The organism is Cytobacillus massiliigabonensis, assembly GCF_900199725.1.
In the GTDB taxonomy this organism is placed as follows: Bacteria; Bacillota; Bacilli; order Bacillales; family Cytobacillaceae; genus Cytobacillus; species Cytobacillus massiliigabonensis.
The window spans coordinates 1,195,377-1,212,173 of the sequence record NZ_LT904904.1 but is presented as its reverse complement, the minus strand read 5'-3'; the positions used below and the strand labels follow the sequence as shown (position 1 = coordinate 1,212,173).

The window sequence follows — 16,797 nt, the reverse complement described above, 5'->3', positions numbered from 1 at the left end:
TCCACAATCAATTCACCGCTAAATAAGATCTAACATAATCACTTTGACAGAGTACACCATCAATCCATTTATAAACCTCTTTTATATATTTTTCGGCAAAATACCTTTCATTTGGACGAACATGCAGCACTTCATTCATATAATGTGTATTTAAAAATGGCATGTTCAAAAGACCCTTCAGCTGCAAAGTAATGTAGTCAGGTGTCGCAGGCCTAAACTCTTTTGCCTTCATCCCTCTCTCAATCACTTTATTAATATAATACCTTTCTTTCATTAAATAAGTGGACATGATCTCACGGACAATTTGCGTATCGAGTGATATTTCTCGTAGAATTAATCTCGTTAAATGAATATTTTCAAACTGAAAAATCATAATGTTCTCCACCATTTTTTTTAAGGAAATGACTGCTCCTTGTTCAAGAAAACTATAGCCGTTTTCTATCTCCTTTACGTATCTTTCAAAAAAGATGGTAAAACAATGCTCTAGCAATCCATGCTTGTTATCAAAATAGTAGGCAATATTAGCTGGATTTACATTTGCTTTTTTGGCAATATCCCTTATAGATGTTCCGTGAAACCCGTTTACATTAAATAAATTAATAGATGCACGAACGATTGCTTCTTTGGCATTCCCCTTCATACAGCCACCTCTTTCAAAATGAGTTGCCATTTTAGCCAACAAATTTCATTATTATATAGACATTCTTGTTTAATTAGCCTTTTCCTTTATATAATTCTCGACAAAGTTTCACTTATTTCTTCTAGTTTTGCTATAATCTAATTAATATTTTAGGAAGTTAGGTGATTTATTCATGTTCAATGTCGAAGCATACAGAGGAACCCGCGAGGAAAACTACAATTTAGTCATAAAGCAGCTAGCCGCGTTACTGGAAGGCGAGTCAAACCGAATGGCAAATTTAAGTAATGCATCTGCTCTTTTAAACCTATTTTTAGATCGTATCAACTGGGTGGGCTTTTATCTTCTTGAGGACAAGGAACTCGTACTAGGTCCCTTTCAAGGACTTCCAGCTTGCGTTAGAATTCCTCTCGGAAGGGGAGTTTGCGGAACTTCCGCTAAATCATTAGAAACTGTTCGTGTGGAAGATGTAAATCTATTTCCTGGACATATCGCCTGTGATGCCGCTTCACAATCAGAAATTGTTGTTCCGCTTGTAAAGAATGGCCAGATAATCGGTGTTTTAGATATTGATTCTCCTGAAAAGAACCGTTTCGACGAGCTTGACCAGCAGAAATTAGAAGAGTTTGTTGATGTTTTAATCAAGTTTTTATAGGTAAAAAAGGGGACAATGATTTTTAATCATTGTCCCCTTTTTTACTTAGATTTTATTTAATGCTTGCTCCAGATCATTGCGAATATCTTCCCAGGATTCCAGACCAACGGATAATCTAAGAAGAGTGTCGTCAATTCCCATCATTTCTCTGGATTCTTTCGGTACTACTGCATGTGTCATTGTTGCAGGGTGCTGAATCAATGTTTCTGCATCGCCAAGACTGACAGCAATTTTAATGAGCTTAAGCTCATTCATAAGTGCTTGTGCAGTTGCTTTATTACCATTTAACGTAAAGGAAATTAATCCACCAGGTTTTCTCATCTGCTTTTGTGCTATTTGAAAATCTGGATTTTGTTCATCACCAGGATAAAATACGTCAGCTACCTTTGGATGGCTTAGTAAAAAATCTGCTAACTTTGCTGCATTTTCGCAATGACGATCCATTCTTACTGCCAGTGTTTTTAACCCACGAAGCAAAAGCCACGCATCAAACGGAGAAATGACGCCTCCGATATCCTTTTGTGTTGTCATCGCTATTTCCCCAATAAACTCTTTTTTTCCAACGGCAATTCCTGCGATTACATCCCCATGCCCGCATATATATTTTGTCGCACTATGGATAACGATATCACATCCAAGGATAATCGGGTTTTGCAAGTATGGGGAACAGAATGTATTATCTACTACAACAGGGATCCCCTTTTCTTTACCAACTTCCCCAATCATTTGTAAATCTACTAGTTTCATTGTAGGATTGATAGGTGTTTCCACATAAATACAAACTGTTTCTGGACGAAGCGCTTGTAATAATTGTTCCTTTGATTCCATAGCCGAAAAATCATGGCTAATTTTATATTTTTCATCCATCATCTCTAATAAACCGTATGTGCAGCCATAAACTCCTTGCGAGCACAAAATATGGTCACCGGTTTTCGTTAATCCAAGCAGGATTGCTGAAACAGCTGCCATTCCAGAACTAAACGCTAGAGCTGCTTCTCCATATTCTAGAGTAGCCATTCTTTCCTCAAGCATAGTCACTGTTGGATTGCCAAGTCTTGAATAAATATAGCCTGTTTCTTCTCCAGAAAACCGTCTTTCTCCTTGCTCAGCTGTTTCGAATGTAAAGGTTGATGTTTGAAAAATGGGCGGTGCTAAACTTCCACTATATTTTTCTGAATCATATCCTTCGTGAATAACTTTAGTTTCAATCTTTGCTGAGTTCGTATCTGCCATTATTCTGATCCCTCCTCATTGTAAACGCTTTCAATTTTTAAAATATAAAAAACATTCCCGGTATTATCATATGATAATCCAAACAATTTGGAAAGTAATTTATGGGAACAAATAAGGCTACCCTTTGATCAACCTCAGACATAAATAAGGACCAACCGCTTTTAGAGCAATTGGTCCAGTCTTATTTATTGCCTTCTTCGTGTTCTTGAACAACGACCTTATTTTTCCCAGTTTGCTTTGCTATATATAGCGCTTTATCAGCACGTTTAAATAAGGTTGGATAGGAATCATAACGTCCTCTATTCCAATGTGAAACACCACATGAAATCGTTACTTGCGGCTCAGTGCTTTCAGAAACTCTTTTTACAAGTCTTTCCGCTATTACCAGGCCTGCATTTAAAGATACTCCCGGCAAATAAATTGCCAGCTCTTCTCCTCCCCACCTTGCACCAATGTCAGAACCTCTTATATTCGCATTGATCAGATCAGCAACCTGAATAATGACATCATCACCTACTTGATGGCCAAATGTATCATTTATCAATTTAAAATTATCAATGTCAATCATCATGAATGTCCCCTCATGGTCCTCATTCATGGATTGGTGAATTTTATCGTCCAGATAGCTTCGAGAGTATAGTTTTGTTAAGTGGTCTGTGACAACCATTTTCTCAAGCTCTTCTCTTAGTATTGAGTTAGTAAATGCAAGTGTAGAATGATGAACAAGTGATTGCAGCAGTTTAAACGTTTCAAAAGAGAAATGGTATGGTGATTGATGCATAACTATTGCTATGCCCTTCAGCACGCCTGACTGTGTCATAGGAACCGCCATAATTGACTTATAACATGCAGGTCTACTCTCGCCTTCTAGATTGAAATCCCCGATAAAAAGAGCTTCCTCGTCAGCTTCTACTTTTCTTTTTATAAACTCAATATACAGTCTCGCTTCTTTCTGCTGAAAAAATTCAGTACTTCCTTGTAATACTTTTAATTCCTTATAATCCTTCGAAAACAATATAAAACCGACTTCTTCTGCATCAAATGATTGAATAATCTGCTCTGTAATAAATGCCATAGTCTCAGCTAATCGTAAATTCGAGTTTAGGCGATGAGAAGTTTCATTAATTAGCTGAAGATCCTTAATTAAGCGCTTAGATTGCTGATAAAGCTGCGCATTTTCAAGTGCAGTCCCCGCTGTATTTGCTAAGAGGGTAATGAACTCAACCTCATTATTTGGAAATACAATTGAATTTGGTGCAATTACTTGCAGTACCCCATATACTCCCTGCTTCCCTTTTAAAGGTGCATACAGCACCGATCTTTTTTCGTGAAGAGAATCTTCAAATTGAGGGACTCCTGTTACATAAGCCTGCATGGCAGCAATATTTTCACTATCATATTCTAGGTCCTTAATCGGCAAATCTTCAAGTTTATTATTGTCATGTGATAAAAGAAGATAATAAGTAAAGGTTGGGTATACTTCCTGTAATGTACAGATGATTTCACCCAGTACATCATCCATATTCATGGAGGAATGAAATTTCTCCGTAACTCGATAGAGCTGTTTATATCTTCTTTCTTCTAATATGGTTTTCACAAAATATCTTGCCGTATGCAAAAAACGCGCACACTCTTCGCTTATTTTTTCAAGAACATCATCTGAAAAACGGATGAAAGTTTCATGAGCTCCTTTTATTGCTAAACAGCCTTGAGACTGTTCATCCTTCTTTAGTAGCAGAATGAGGTTATATTCTTCAAATCCAGGAAGCTGTTGTCTTATGACTGTTCTTTGGAAATCATAATCAGATAAGGAAGGTGGAATAACAGATGGCTTTTTATCTATAATTGTTGATGCTTCCATAAGTAATTGCTTGTTCCACTCATTCATGCTGAAAAAAGAAGCATCCATTGCTCCTGTTACTTCTTTTACTATATGGAGCATGGATATTAAAATTTCATCAAAATGTAATAAGCCATTTTCTATATCAATGATATCTAAAAAATGACTTTTTAATTTCATTATCAATTTTTGTTCGAGCTGTTCCATCTTTAATCATCACCTATTAGTAATAACTATTCCCTATTGCTACGAAATGAAAATTGCATTTTCTTACATATCCATTATATATATATTTATCTGAAATTTCCCGCATATTTTTGTCTATTTCGTATCAATCGCAGCTATTTTTATATTTCTTTCTGTAATGACAAGCCATACTGATCTATCTTCGGATAAAGCAAATAATCCTGTTGGCTTCTCACCTTTCTCCAAGACTATAGAATGTTTGCTGTCTATAGTTAAAATCGCCCTCTTGTCATCAAAGCTGTAGGAGGTTTCAGAAGTAGAATTCGCTATTCTATGTTCAAGCTCTCTCTCTTCTTCATGTAAATTTGGAGAATAATACGTCCAGTTCTTATTAGCTTTAACCCATATCCCCTCATCTCTCCTATCAGGCGAGATTTGTTCGGGAGCTTCTTTTAGTTCAATTACATGCATCGCATTAAATTTATACCTATTCGTTCTTTCAATTTCATAGACAGCCAAAATATGTTTGCCGTTTTTATATTCGTACAATGCAATAACTGGATTATCATTCATATCCGCACTCTTCTTTAAAACAAGGGCTAAAGGAGGAGAATAGTCCTTATCTTGAGTTTCCCTCAATTCAAAGCGATATAAAAATGCGCCAATAACTAAAAAAATAAAAAAACCGATTAATACAAACCGGATACGCTTTTCTTTCAATGATTCTTTCATTTAAAACCACTCTTTATTATCAGTTCACTTCTATCGTTATTATACCATATTTAAATAGGGGGATAGTAAAAAAGTTTGATATTCAATTTTACACCTGAGAAAATACACCTTGACTTTTAATCACAAATAATTATATAATACTCTTTGTGTAAAATATTGCAGCCTATGTGAGCGCCTTGATGCTCTCATTTTGTTCCTCAATCGGATTCCTGATGATGGGGTACTGCGTAACTCCCTGCTGCTGGAGCGAAGGTACATGAAAACAAAATGGACATGAACGTTGCGTGCATCTGTTTTTATTTTACAAAATAAAAACATTAAAGGAGGAGTCATTCATGGCTCGTTATACTGGCCCAAGCTGGAAATTATCACGTCGTCTTGGTATTTCACTAAGCGGTACTGGTAAAGAATTAGAAAAGCGTCCTTACGCTCCTGGACAACATGGTCCAAACCAACGTAAAAAATTATCTGAGTACGGTTTACAATTACAAGAGAAGCAAAAGCTTCGTCATATGTATGGTGTAAATGAGCGCCAATTCCGTAACTTATTTGATAAAGCTGGCAAAATGGCTGGTAAACACGGTGAAAACTTCATGATTCTTTTAGAATCACGTCTTGACAACGTTGTTTATCGTTTAGGTCTTGCTCGTACTCGCCGTCAAGCTCGTCAAATTGTTAACCACGGACACATCATGGTTGATGGACGTCGTGTTGATATCCCATCATACCGCGTAGCACCTGGTCAAACAATTACACTTCGCGAAAAATCTCGCAACCTTGACATCGTTAAAGAAGCAATCGAAGTTAACAACTTCGTTCCTGACTTCGTAACTTTCGATGCTGATAAATTAGAAGGAACTTTCACTCGCTTACCAGAGCGTTCTGAACTTCCTGCTGAAATTAACGAATCACTAATCGTAGAATTCTACTCTCGTTAATAGATTTTCTAAAGAAACCTGCCATTACGGCGGGTTTCTTTTGTTATTAACTCTAACTCTGTTATTACTCATTGTTGATTTTCGTGAATAAATGAGGATCCATAGGCGGAGAATTTCCGGCTAATATATAGAGTGGATACTTAAATAGCAAATATTTTGATGCAATAAGCGGAATTTTTCCGCTTATTTTATAAAAAAAAGCTGAAATGGCAAAAATAGGCGGAGTTTTTCCGGTTAATTGCCCTAAAAAAGACAAAATCCAATGATTTGACTGCAATAAGCGGAGTTTTTCCGCTTAACTGCCCTAAATCCAATGATTTGACTGCGATAAGCGGAATTTTTCCGTTTATTTTTCAAACACAGTACAATCAACATTCAGTTATAACAGTGCTTCATTATAAAAAAGCCCTCCACAAAAGGAGGACTTTTTAATTAGTATTTAATTAAGAAGTATTTCTTCTTTCCGCGTCGAATAACAGTAAATTGTCCTTCAATCCGATCCTTTTCGGAAAGAACATATTCTAGTTCTGTTACACGCTCGCCATTCACATAAACAGCCCCATTTCCTACATCTTCACGCGCTTGGCGTTTAGATGGGGATATTTTAGCCTCTACAAGTAAATCAACGATATTTATCTCTTCTCCTGTTGTATGCTCGTAAGAAGGAACATCTTTAAATCCTTGCTTAATTTCTGCAGCTGAAAGATTTCTAATATCTCCACTGAAAAGGGCCTCAGAAATTTTAATCGCTTGAATTAATGCAGCTTCCCCGTGAATTAAACGAGTCATTTCCTCTGCAAGCGCCTTTTGAGCTTTACGAAGATGTGCCTCTTCTTGAACAGATTGCTCTAGTGCTTCAATTTCCTCTCGTGATAGGAATGTGAAGTATTTTAAGTATTTAATTACATCGGCATCAGCAGCATTAATCCAGAATTGGTAGAATTCATATGGCGTTGTTTTCTCTGGATCTAGCCAAACTGCACCACTTTCTGTCTTTCCAAATTTCGTTCCATCCGCTTTAGTAACAAGCGGGATTGTCATGCCATACGCCTTCGCGCCTTCTCCAACCATTTTACGGATAAGCTCTAGTCCAGTTGTAATATTACCCCATTGGTCACTGCCGCCAATTTGCAATTTACACTGATGGTTCTCATATAGATGCTTAAAGTCCATCCCTTGCATAATCGTATAAGCAAATTCTGTAAATGAAATTCCCGTTTCTAAACGGCTTGCTATTGTATCCTTTGCCAGCATATAATTGATTCCGATATGTTTCCCGTAATCTCTTAAGAATGTAATCATATTCATCTCGGACGTCCAATCATAGTTATTTACCATGATTGCTCCATTTTCCCCATCAAAATCAAAGATCGTTTTCAGCTGTTTCGTTAAGCATTCAACATTATGCTGAACGGTTTCAACCGTTTGCAAAGTTCTTTCTTCTGTTGCTTTTGGGTCACCAATTAATCCAGTTGCACCGCCAACAAGAACAATCGGCCGGTGGCCATGGTTTTGAAATCTTCTTAATGTAAGGAATGGCAGCAGGTGACCTATATGCATGCTGTCACCGGTTGGATCCATTCCGCAGTATAAGGAGATTTTCTCCTTTTCAAGCGTTTCCTTCATTCCCTCTGCATCTGTTTGCTGATAAATAATACCTCTCCATTGCAGATCTTCAAGTAAATTCATAGTAAGTACCTCCTCTTATATTTTTCATATGCATGTACCTTTCCTAAAAACAAAAAGCGCCCCTGCTCAAATGCAGGGACGCATATTTATTTGCGCGGTACCACCCAAATTGAGGACAAATAAAAAATCCTCCACTCTTACATGATAACGGATTACCGTTCACTGCTACTATTACAATTGTAAATTGACAGTGAAAGCTCAGGGAGGTAATTCATCCTTCTACATGTACTGGCTCGCAGCAGCCGCCAGCTTTCTGAAACAGAGATAGAAGCATTACTTGGGTCCCGTCAATGCTTATTAAATATTTTTTAGGATATAGCATCATTTTTATCATATTCAACAATTAAATGTCAACATCAATACCACGAAATATTTCTTAAATAGTGAAACTTAACACCCATTTCATTCGACAAACAAAAAGAAGGGAATTTCTGAAAAAAAGCGAACCTTGAGATAATAGTATGCCAGTTTATGCTATAATGTATGTGATTTTAGGGGGATGATTGAATGAAAGAAAACCGGAACCTTTTGGATAAATTGAAATCATGGCTTTCTATTTTTACAAATAAAAAAACGACGAAGGGTGCGAGCATTACCTTTCAAGTAACATGGAATCTTGTCCTGTTATTTATCATCATAATCGTACTTGGGGGTGCGTTTGCTGGCGGTGTTGGTGCTGGCTATTTTGCCTCTCTTGTAAAGGACGAGCAAATACGGCCTTATGATAACATGAAAAAAGATATTTATAATTATGAAGAAACATCCGAACTGTATTTTTCCGATAATGTATACCTCGGCAAACTTCGAACCGATTTAGAGCGTGAAGAAGTCAAACTGGAAGATGTTTCCCAGCACATCATCGATGCTGTCATTGCAACGGAAGATGAATATTTTTATGAGCATGATGGTGTCGTTCCTAAAGCGATTATGCGTGCTATTTTCCAAGAGGTTACAAATTCCGCTGTCCAATCTGGCGGAAGTACGCTTACACAGCAATTAATTAAGAATCAATTACTGACAAATGAAGTATCTTTTGAACGGAAAGCAAAGGAAATCCTGCTAGCTCTTCGCCTTGAAAAATTCTTTGATAAGAAAGAAATTTTAGAAGCTTATTTAAATGTTTCAACTTTCGGCAGAAACTCTTCGGGAAGAAATATTGCAGGGGTTCAAGCTGCAGCTAAAGGTATATTTGGCGTTAGCGCAAAGGAATTAAATATCCCACAAGCAGCTTTTATCGCCGGTCTTCCACAAAGCCCATTCGGTTATACACCATATTCGCAGGGTGGAGAACTCAAGTCTCCTGAAGGAATGGAACCTGGATTAACAAGGATGAAAACAGTTTTAAAAAGAATGTTTGATGATGGAAAAATCGATCAGAAACAATACGATGAGGCAATAGCCTATGATATTACAAAAGATTTCATCCCGCGTGTTGAGAGTTCAATTGAAAAGTATCCATATTTAACGATGGAAATTGAACAACGGGCAAAAGAAGTGATGGCCCTTATTTTAGCGAAAAAAGATGGCTATGATGAACAGGATTTAAAAGAGGACAGTGAACTAATAAATGAATACGAAATTCTTGCTGACCGAAATTTAAGGCAAAATGGCTATCAAATTCATACGACGATAAATAAAGAAATATATGATGCCATGCAAGCGGCTAAAGATACTTATCAATACTATGGCACTGATAAAACAGAAACCGTAAAAGATACAGAAACTGGAGAAATGAAAAAAGTAGTTGAACCTGTCCAACTCGGTGCAATCCTGATTGAAAATAGCACTGGAAAGATCCTTTCTTTTGTTGGAGGAAGAGATTATGAATTAAATCAGCTAAACCATGCAACATTTACAAAAAGACCGAACGGCTCGACAATGAAACCATTAGTTGTTTACGCTCCCGCGATGGAGCTTGGCGCTGTTGCACCTGGGACAGTCATACCTGATGTTCCCGTGTACCTTAATCCTGCCAAGCCGGGTGTTCCGTATCCAACGAACTATGATAAGCGATATAGTGGGTTAGTGTCCGCTCGCCATGCATTAAAAATGTCCTATAACGTACCAGCCATGCTGACTTATAAAACAATTATGGATCAGCGCCCAGCTCAATATTTAGAAAAAATGGGATTCTCATCAGTGGTTGAAAGTGATTATCATAATCCTTCTCTCTCACTTGGCGGGATAACAAATGGAGTTACCGTTGAAGAAAACGTAAATGCCTTCGGAACATTTGCCAATGATGGAAAATTCATTGATAGTTATATCATTGAAAAAATTGTTGATAATTCTGGAAATATTATTTATCAGCATGAAGCAAAACCAGTTGAAGTATTTAGCCCTCAAACCGCTTGGTTAACGATCGATATGATGCGAGATGTTGTGAAAAGCGGTACGGCTAATTCTTTACAGAGCAGACTGAAATTCAGCTCGGATTGGGCTGGGAAAACTGGAACAGGTCAGGATTTAAAGGATACTTGGTTTGTAGCTGTCAATCCGAACGTTAGCTTTGGCGTCTGGACTGGATATGATACACCAAAAGCATTAGAGCTTCGTTATAAAGGGATTCATCATAGCCCGCGGACCATTTATTTATGGGCACACTTAATGAACGCCGCTTACGATGTAGCTCCAGGAATTGTCGATCCTGAAGAACAATTCAAAATGCCTGGCGGGATCGTTCGCAGATCCTATTGTGCAGCATCTGGTCTTCTTCCTTCAGATGCTTGTTCAAGAGCAGGTCTCGTTGAATCAGATTGGTATAACGCAAAATTTGTTCCTTCCAGCTCTGATGACAGCTTTGCAAGTGGAAGATATGTTCAAATAGGAGAAAATCGCTATATGGCATTGGCTAGTACTCCTGAGGAATTCACATCCTCTGGCGTTTTATTAAGTCCAAATTACTTTGAAGATAAATATGGAATCCCAATAAAGGATACTACAAAATTAATACCTAGATTAGACAGATGGGGAAATCTCCTTGTTGCAGAGTCAAAGCTATCGGAAAATGGTAAAAATCCGGGTGCACCTAGCATCAGCGGAAAAGACTCCCTCATTACATGGGGCAAACACCCTGAAGGAGATGTAATCGGATATCGTGTCTATCAAAAGACAGAAAGCGGAGCAAAGAAAGTAAGCAGTATTTCCGCTGGACATTCATTATCCTTTAGTGCTGCGAATGGCGAATATTATGTAACTGCAGTTGATATTGCAGGGAAAGAATCTCCGCCATCCAATATCATTCAGCTTGGAAAACCACCAGAAAAGGAACAAGAGGTAACTACACCTCCTGTAGTGGAAAAACCGAAAGATCCCCCTGGTGATGGCGGGAATAAAAATCCTGGCGATTCTGGTACTGCACCTGGTAATGGAGATGAAGATGGTGATCATGAAGAAGGCACAGAGCCTCCTCCCCCTAATAACGAAAAATCGTTTTTTAAATGAATAATAAAAGAGAACCGCACCATTTTTTGGTAGCGGTTCTCTTCTTATATATTCAATTGATTAGTCTTCCATTGTCGAAAGATCCCCAGTCGGAAGATCTAGCTCCCATGCCTTTAATACTCGGCGCATAATCTTTCCGCTTCTTGTTTTTGGCAGTTTGTCACGAAATTCAATTTCACGTGGTGCAGCATGGGCTGCAAGCCCTTTTTTCACAAATTGGCGGATATCTTCTATTAGTTCTTCAGATGGCTCATGGCCATCCAGTAATGCGATAAATGCTTTAATAATTTCTCCTCTAACTGGATCCGGCTTGCCGATGACGCCTGCCTCAGCAACAGCTGGATGCTCCAGCAGCTTACTTTCTACTTCAAATGGACCTACCCGCTCACCCGAGGTCATAATAACATCATCTACCCGTCCCTGGAACCAGAAATAGCCTGCTTCATCCATATAGGCAGAATCACCTGAGACATACCAATCACCAGGCATGAAGTAAGATTCATACTTCTGTTTATTATTCCAGATCGTATGCATCATCGCTGGCCAGCCCTTTTTAATGGCTAAGTTCCCCATGCGGTATGGAGGCAGCTCATTTCCTTGATCATCGACAATTGCAGCAACTACTCCAGGAATTGGTTTCCCCATCGATCCAGGTTTAATTTCCAGACATGGGTAATTACAGATTAACAGCCCGCCTGTTTCAGTCATCCACCATGTATCATGAATTCTTAAATGGAATACCTTCATTCCCCATTTAACAACTTCTGGATTTAATGGCTCACCGACACTCACAACATGGCGAAGAGTGCTCAAGTCGAATCTCTTAACAATCTCATCCCCAGCACCCATTAGCATTCTAAATGCAGTTGGCGCACTATACCAGACCGAAACACCATATTCTTCAATCATTTTATACCATGATTCCGGGTTAAATCTTCCTCCAATGATTACATTTGATGCTCCTGCTAACCATGGACCAAACATCCCATAGGAAGTACCTGTAACCCATCCGGGATCGGCAGTACACCAATAAATATCATCCTCTTGCAAATCAAGCACCCATTTGGCTGTTTGATAATGCTGAATCATTGCATTATGAACGTGAAGGACTCCTTTTGGCTTACCTGTGGAGCCAGAAGTATAATGAAGAATAAGACCGTCTGTCCGCTCAACCCACTCGATGGAAAGCTTATTGCTTGCTTCTGCAGATCGTTTATTAAAATCTACATATGGTCCATCCTCTACAATATTTTCTCCTACTAGGAAAATCGTTTTTAGTGCTGGAAGCTTATCGACAGGGACACGCTTTAATAGATCTGGCGTTGTAATAAGAACCTTTGCTTCACTATCCTCTAGCCGATCACGTACTGCTCCCTCCATGAACGCTTCAAATAATGGCCCTACAATGGCGCCAAGCTTTATTGCTCCTAAAGCAGCAAAATACAATTCTGGGGAGCGAGGCATGAAAATAAAGACTCTATCTCCTTTTTCTACATCTCCATATGCTTTCAAAGCATTTCCTGCTTTATTCGAAAACTCCTTCATTTCTTTAAACGTATATTTTTCTTTTCTTAAGCCATCCCTGAAATAAAGAGCAATCTTATTTTTTCTATAAGTTTCTGCATGCCGGTCAATTGCCTCATAGGCCATGTTCACAAGACCCGTTTCACTCCAAGAAAATTCTCTCTCGACATCCTTCCAATCAAAGCTTCCGTACAAATCATCATAATTCTTAAGATTATAATCCCCTTTGGTTGCTGGCAACGCTTCCACTTTCATAAAAAAAATCCCCCTTTGAATAAAAATAACTTCAGCCCTTCCCATTCCCTATGTAAGAAAGTTTATTCAAGAGTAAGCAGGGCGCACTTACATTTCTTAATTGTTTACTATTATAGTATAAGTTCAATCAATTCTCAATTTTAAAAATATTCTCTCGCTAATTTTTTGTTAACTTAGTAGAATGGATCCATAATTGTCACAAAAAAAATCGAATACGATGGAAAATCATTTGAAAGCGCTTAAAATTGCAAGTTATTATGTATAATAGAATTACTCTTAATCTTATTTATAGGCGGTGTATAAATGGAACATCGAAAAACGTATAATGCGAAAGAAATTAAGACTCCAAGGGGACCAGTGCTTATCGAAGGCCCTATCACACCTGAGAAATTAATGGGATATGAGTTCCATAAAGATTTAACAGCCTTTCGTCCATCAGAACAGCAAAAAAAGGCACTTATCGAAATTGCAGGTCTTCCTGAGGGAAGAATTATTATTGCCCGAAGCAGAGATACGATTGTGGGTTATGTTACTTATGTTTACCCTGATCCACTGGAAAGATGGTCTGAAGGGAAAATGGAAAATTTAATTGAACTAGGAGCAATTGAAGTAATTCCTGAATTCAGAGGATCTGGAACTGGTAAAAATTTGTTGCGGGTTTCCATGATGGATGACGCAATGGAAGACTATATTACCATCACTACTGAATACTATTGGCACTGGGACCTAAAAGGAACAGGGCTGAATGTATGGGAATACCGAAAAATAATGGAGAAGATGATGAATGCTGGCGGTCTTGTCTGGTATGCAACAGATGATCCAGAAATCAGTTCGCATCCTGCCAACTGTTTAATGGCGAGAATCGGCAAAAGAGTCGATTTAGATTCTGTTCAGCAATTTGACCGTCTCCGTTTTATGAATCGATTTATGTACTAGATTTACAATCATTTTAGAATGGAGGGGCTGTAAGTGATTGTTGAAGAAATTATGAAGAAGGACGTTGTTGCGTTATTTGAGAATGATAGTATAGCAGATGCTATTCGATTAATGGACGAGAGGAAAATTCGGCATCTTCCAATTATTAATAATGAACAGCATTTAGTTGGACTAGTAACAGATAGAGATATTCGTGATGCTACACCATCCATATTTGAAACAGAGAAGTTTAAAGCCGGATTGCAAAATCCACTGAAAATGATCATGAAAACTGATGTAATTACTGGACACCCGCTTGACTTTGTTGAAGAAATCTCAGCTATTTTATATGAGCATCGAATTGGCTGCCTGCCTATAATAAACAATAAAAAATTAATTGGGATAGTAACAGAAACAGATTTGCTTCGAACGTTAGTTGAATTGACTGGAGCACACCAGCCAGGATCTCAAATTGAAGTACGGGTCCCAAACAAAACAGGAATGCTCCATGAAATTTCAACTGTAATTAGAAATAAAAAGGCAAATATTCAAAGTGTCCTCGTCTACCCTGATAAAAGTGATGAAAAATATAAAATAATTGTTATAAGACTACAAACAATGAACCCTCTTTCATTGATAGAGGATTTAAAAAATGCAGGTCTTCAAGTTCTATGGCCCAATTATCCAGGGATGTCATCATGATACAGGATTCAGTTTTTATTTATTCAGAGGATTTGCTGAGCTACAGATTCAATACAAATCATCCTTTTAATCAAATAAGAATCAAATTAACACTTGATTTGCTTCAACATTTGCATGCGATTCGGGACGATCAGCTTGTTCTTCCGCGTCCTGCAACAGATGACGAGCTGCAATTAATTCATGATCCTAGATATGTAGATGCTGTCAAGCTCGCAGGAAGCGGACAGCTGTCTTCCGAACAAGCAGATAATTATGGACTTGGTACAGAAGATGTTCCCATTTTTCCAAATATGCATGAAGCTAGTTCATTACTCGTAGGTGGAACATTAACGGCAGTTGACTTGGTCATGAGCGGGCAAGCAAGACATGCCCTTCATTTAGGAGGAGGACTGCACCATGGCTTTCGAGGGAAGGCATCTGGCTTTTGTGTGTATAATGACAGCTCGGTTGCTATTAAGTATATTCAAGAAAAATATAAAGCAAGAGTGCTCTATATCGATACAGATGCCCATCATGGAGATGGTGTCCAGTGGTCCTTCTACGATGATCCGAATGTTTGTACACTTTCCATCCATGAAACGGGCAGATATTTATTTCCTGGGACCGGAAATGTAAATGAAAGAGGCCAGGGAAAAGGATACGGATATTCTTTTAATATCCCGCTGGACGCGTTTACCGAAGATGAATCTTGGCTTGATGTATATCGCACATCTATTAGGGAAGTAGCTGAATTTTTCAAACCAGATGTCATCCTTACTCAAAACGGAGCTGATTCCCATTTTCATGACCCTCTGACACATTTATCTGCAACTATGAACATATATCGTGAAATTCCAAAGCTTGCACACGAAATTGCTCATCAGTATTGTGATGGAAAATGGATAGCTGTCGGAGGCGGGGGCTATGACATCTGGCGTGTCGTACCACGGGCATGGGCGCTAATTTGGTTAGAAATGACTGAAAACTCGAATTGTTATGGCAGTTTACCGCCACAATGGATTAATGATTGGAAGGATCAATCTCCTATCCCTCTTCCTGGAAGCTGGGATGATCCGGAAGATATGTACAAGCCAATCCCCCGCAAATTAGAAATAACCGAAAAAAATAAACAAACATTAGAAAAAGCACTATACCCAATCAGGAATCAGAAAAAAACAGAATCGATATAAGAATAGCATAAGCGCCTTGTTCATAGCCGTCTAAACTGGAAGGACCGTGACTGAGATATAAAAGACCCAATGAGAGAAGCGAGTTGATGCCGACTTATCGTAGGGAGGGGACCTGAAGTTTGATAGGCGATAGGCGCTGACGCTAGACATATAAAAAAGGACCTTTTTGAACTGAACCCAAAAAGTTAGACATGGGGTTTAGACAGCTACTTGGGCATGAGTTCGGTATTGCACTGGACTCATGCCTTTTAACTTTGCCTTAATCCGTTTGTGGTTATAATAGTGAATGTATTTTTCTAACTCTATTTTAAAATGCTCCACACTCTCGAATTTCTTCAAATAAAGCAATTCAGACTTTAATAAGCCAAAGAAGTTCTCCATGACTGCGTTATCCAAGCAGTTCCCCTTACGGGACATACTTTGAATGATACCATGTTTTTTTAATGCAAATTGATACTGCTTCATCTGATAATGCCAGCCTTGATCAGAATGGAGGATGGGGGTTTCTCCCTCGTTTAATCGCTCAATGGCCTTGTCCAACATTTTAGAAACAAGTGGATATACAGGGCGTTGCTCTATATTATAAGCTATTATCTCACCATTATATAAGTCGAGAATGGGCGATAAATATAGCTTTTCCCCATGCAGGTGGAATTCTGTCACATCCGTCACCCACTTCTTGTTAGGCTTAGATGCATGAAAATCCCGTTCTAATATATTAGCTGTAGTTTTGCCTACTTGTCCTCGGTATGACCGATATTTTTTCATTCGAACGAGACATTTTAATCCCAGCTCATTCATTAGACGTCGGATCGTTTTATGATTGATTACATACCCTCTGTTGCGTAATTCTAATGTAATCCGACGGTAACCATAAC

The 16,797-nt window shown here is 38.3% G+C and carries 13 protein-coding genes and 1 other annotated feature; of the genes, 6 read left to right on the top strand and 7 right to left on the bottom strand.

The genetic code is table 11. The annotated features are described in order from the left end of the window. Nucleotides 1–7: 7 nt before the first annotated feature. Nucleotides 8–640 (bottom strand): forespore capture DNA-binding protein RefZ, encoded by a 633-nt coding sequence (refZ, locus tag C1726_RS17105; RefSeq protein ID WP_102274252.1) that lies wholly within the window; start codon nucleotides 638–640, stop codon nucleotides 8–10. Between the two features lie 172 nt (nucleotides 641–812). On the opposite strand from refZ, the gene C1726_RS17100 reads away from it, so the two are divergent. Beyond that, nucleotides 813–1,292 carry a GAF domain-containing protein gene (locus C1726_RS17100; RefSeq protein ID WP_102274251.1) on the top strand — a complete coding sequence of 160 codons (480 nt, stop codon included), beginning with the start codon at nucleotides 813–815 and terminating at the stop codon, nucleotides 1,290–1,292. A 45-nt stretch (nucleotides 1,293–1,337) separates the two neighbouring features. Here the strand turns inward: C1726_RS17100 and megL are convergent, their stop codons facing one another. The 3 genes from megL to C1726_RS17085 all read right to left on the bottom strand — a co-directional run bounded on the left by megL (nucleotide 1,338) and on the right by C1726_RS17085 (nucleotide 5,283). Next, complete coding sequence (gene megL / locus C1726_RS17095; RefSeq protein ID WP_102274250.1) at nucleotides 1,338–2,525, bottom strand: methionine gamma-lyase; 1,188 nt, start codon at nucleotides 2,523–2,525, stop codon at nucleotides 1,338–1,340. A 181-nt stretch (nucleotides 2,526–2,706) separates the two neighbouring features. Continuing rightward, nucleotides 2,707–4,572 carry a sensor domain-containing diguanylate cyclase gene (locus C1726_RS17090; protein WP_102274249.1) on the bottom strand — a complete coding sequence of 622 codons (1,866 nt, stop codon included), beginning with the start codon at nucleotides 4,570–4,572 and terminating at the stop codon, nucleotides 2,707–2,709. Nucleotides 4,573–4,686: 114 nt separating this feature from the next. Beyond that, complete coding sequence (locus tag C1726_RS17085) at nucleotides 4,687–5,283, bottom strand: hypothetical protein (protein ID WP_102274248.1); 597 nt, start codon at nucleotides 5,281–5,283, stop codon at nucleotides 4,687–4,689. Nucleotides 5,284–5,618: 335 nt separating this feature from the next. Here C1726_RS17085 and rpsD point away from each other — a divergent pair, with 335 nt between their 5' ends. Next, a complete protein-coding gene (rpsD, locus tag C1726_RS17075; protein ID WP_056686020.1) occupies nucleotides 5,619–6,221 on the top strand; it encodes a 30S ribosomal protein S4 in 603 nt (200 codons plus the stop codon). A gap of 432 nt (nucleotides 6,222–6,653) precedes the next feature. Here the strand turns inward: rpsD and tyrS are convergent, their stop codons facing one another. Beyond that, nucleotides 6,654–7,910 carry a tyrosine--tRNA ligase gene (tyrS, locus tag C1726_RS17065; RefSeq protein ID WP_102274245.1) on the bottom strand — a complete coding sequence of 419 codons (1,257 nt, stop codon included), beginning with the start codon at nucleotides 7,908–7,910 and terminating at the stop codon, nucleotides 6,654–6,656. Between the two features lie 71 nt (nucleotides 7,911–7,981). Beyond that, nucleotides 7,982–8,210: a binding site (T-box leader), on the bottom strand. A 207-nt stretch (nucleotides 8,211–8,417) separates the two neighbouring features. On the opposite strand from tyrS, the gene C1726_RS17060 reads away from it, so the two are divergent. Beyond that, nucleotides 8,418–11,354: a transglycosylase domain-containing protein gene (locus C1726_RS17060; RefSeq protein ID WP_102274244.1), complete on the top strand. Its 2,937-nt coding sequence runs from the start codon at nucleotides 8,418–8,420 to the stop codon at nucleotides 11,352–11,354. A gap of 60 nt (nucleotides 11,355–11,414) precedes the next feature. Here the strand turns inward: C1726_RS17060 and acsA are convergent, their stop codons facing one another. Then, entirely contained in the window at nucleotides 11,415–13,133 is a 1,719-nt protein-coding gene (gene acsA, locus C1726_RS17055) for an acetate--CoA ligase (protein WP_102274243.1), read from the bottom strand. 303 nt (nucleotides 13,134–13,436) lie between these two features. On the opposite strand from acsA, the gene C1726_RS17050 reads away from it, so the two are divergent. From C1726_RS17050 to C1726_RS17040, 3 genes are read left to right on the top strand one after another with little or no spacing between them, the layout of a single operon-like run. Next, the gene (locus C1726_RS17050; RefSeq protein WP_102274242.1) at nucleotides 13,437–14,069 is read left to right on the top strand and encodes a GNAT family N-acetyltransferase; all 633 of its coding nucleotides are present in this window, start codon (nucleotides 13,437–13,439) and stop codon (nucleotides 14,067–14,069) included. Between the two features lie 33 nt (nucleotides 14,070–14,102). Further along, nucleotides 14,103–14,750 carry an acetoin utilization AcuB family protein gene (locus tag C1726_RS17045; RefSeq protein WP_102274241.1) on the top strand — a complete coding sequence of 216 codons (648 nt, stop codon included), beginning with the start codon at nucleotides 14,103–14,105 and terminating at the stop codon, nucleotides 14,748–14,750. Beyond that, nucleotides 14,747–15,919: an acetoin utilization protein AcuC gene (locus tag C1726_RS17040; RefSeq protein WP_102274240.1), complete on the top strand. Its 1,173-nt coding sequence runs from the start codon at nucleotides 14,747–14,749 to the stop codon at nucleotides 15,917–15,919. Before C1726_RS17045 ends, C1726_RS17040 begins: the two co-directional genes overlap by 4 nt. 198 nt (nucleotides 15,920–16,117) lie before the next feature. On the opposite strand, the gene C1726_RS17035 is transcribed toward C1726_RS17040, so the two are convergent. Next, nucleotides 16,118–16,797 (bottom strand): IS3 family transposase (locus C1726_RS17035; RefSeq protein WP_142385117.1); only part of this gene is annotated, 680 nt, incomplete at its 5' end.

Coding starts and splice junctions, on each gene's coding strand:
- C1726_RS17040 (WP_102274240.1), top strand. CDS start 14,747: ATGATACAGGATTCAGTTTTTATTTATTCAGAGGATTTGCTGAGCTAC.
- megL (WP_102274250.1), bottom strand. CDS start 2,525: ATGGCAGATACGAACTCAGCAAAGATTGAAACTAAAGTTATTCACGAA.
- rpsD (WP_056686020.1), top strand. CDS start 5,619: ATGGCTCGTTATACTGGCCCAAGCTGGAAATTATCACGTCGTCTTGGT.
- C1726_RS17050 (WP_102274242.1), top strand. CDS start 13,437: ATGGAACATCGAAAAACGTATAATGCGAAAGAAATTAAGACTCCAAGG.
- C1726_RS17090 (WP_102274249.1), bottom strand. CDS start 4,572: ATGGAACAGCTCGAACAAAAATTGATAATGAAATTAAAAAGTCATTTT.
- C1726_RS17100 (WP_102274251.1), top strand. CDS start 813: ATGTTCAATGTCGAAGCATACAGAGGAACCCGCGAGGAAAACTACAAT.
- C1726_RS17085 (WP_102274248.1), bottom strand. CDS start 5,283: ATGAAAGAATCATTGAAAGAAAAGCGTATCCGGTTTGTATTAATCGGT.
- tyrS (WP_102274245.1), bottom strand. CDS start 7,910: ATGAATTTACTTGAAGATCTGCAATGGAGAGGTATTATTTATCAGCAA.
- refZ (WP_102274252.1), bottom strand. CDS start 640: ATGAAGGGGAATGCCAAAGAAGCAATCGTTCGTGCATCTATTAATTTA.
- C1726_RS17060 (WP_102274244.1), top strand. CDS start 8,418: ATGAAAGAAAACCGGAACCTTTTGGATAAATTGAAATCATGGCTTTCT.
- acsA (WP_102274243.1), bottom strand. CDS start 13,133: ATGAAAGTGGAAGCGTTGCCAGCAACCAAAGGGGATTATAATCTTAAG.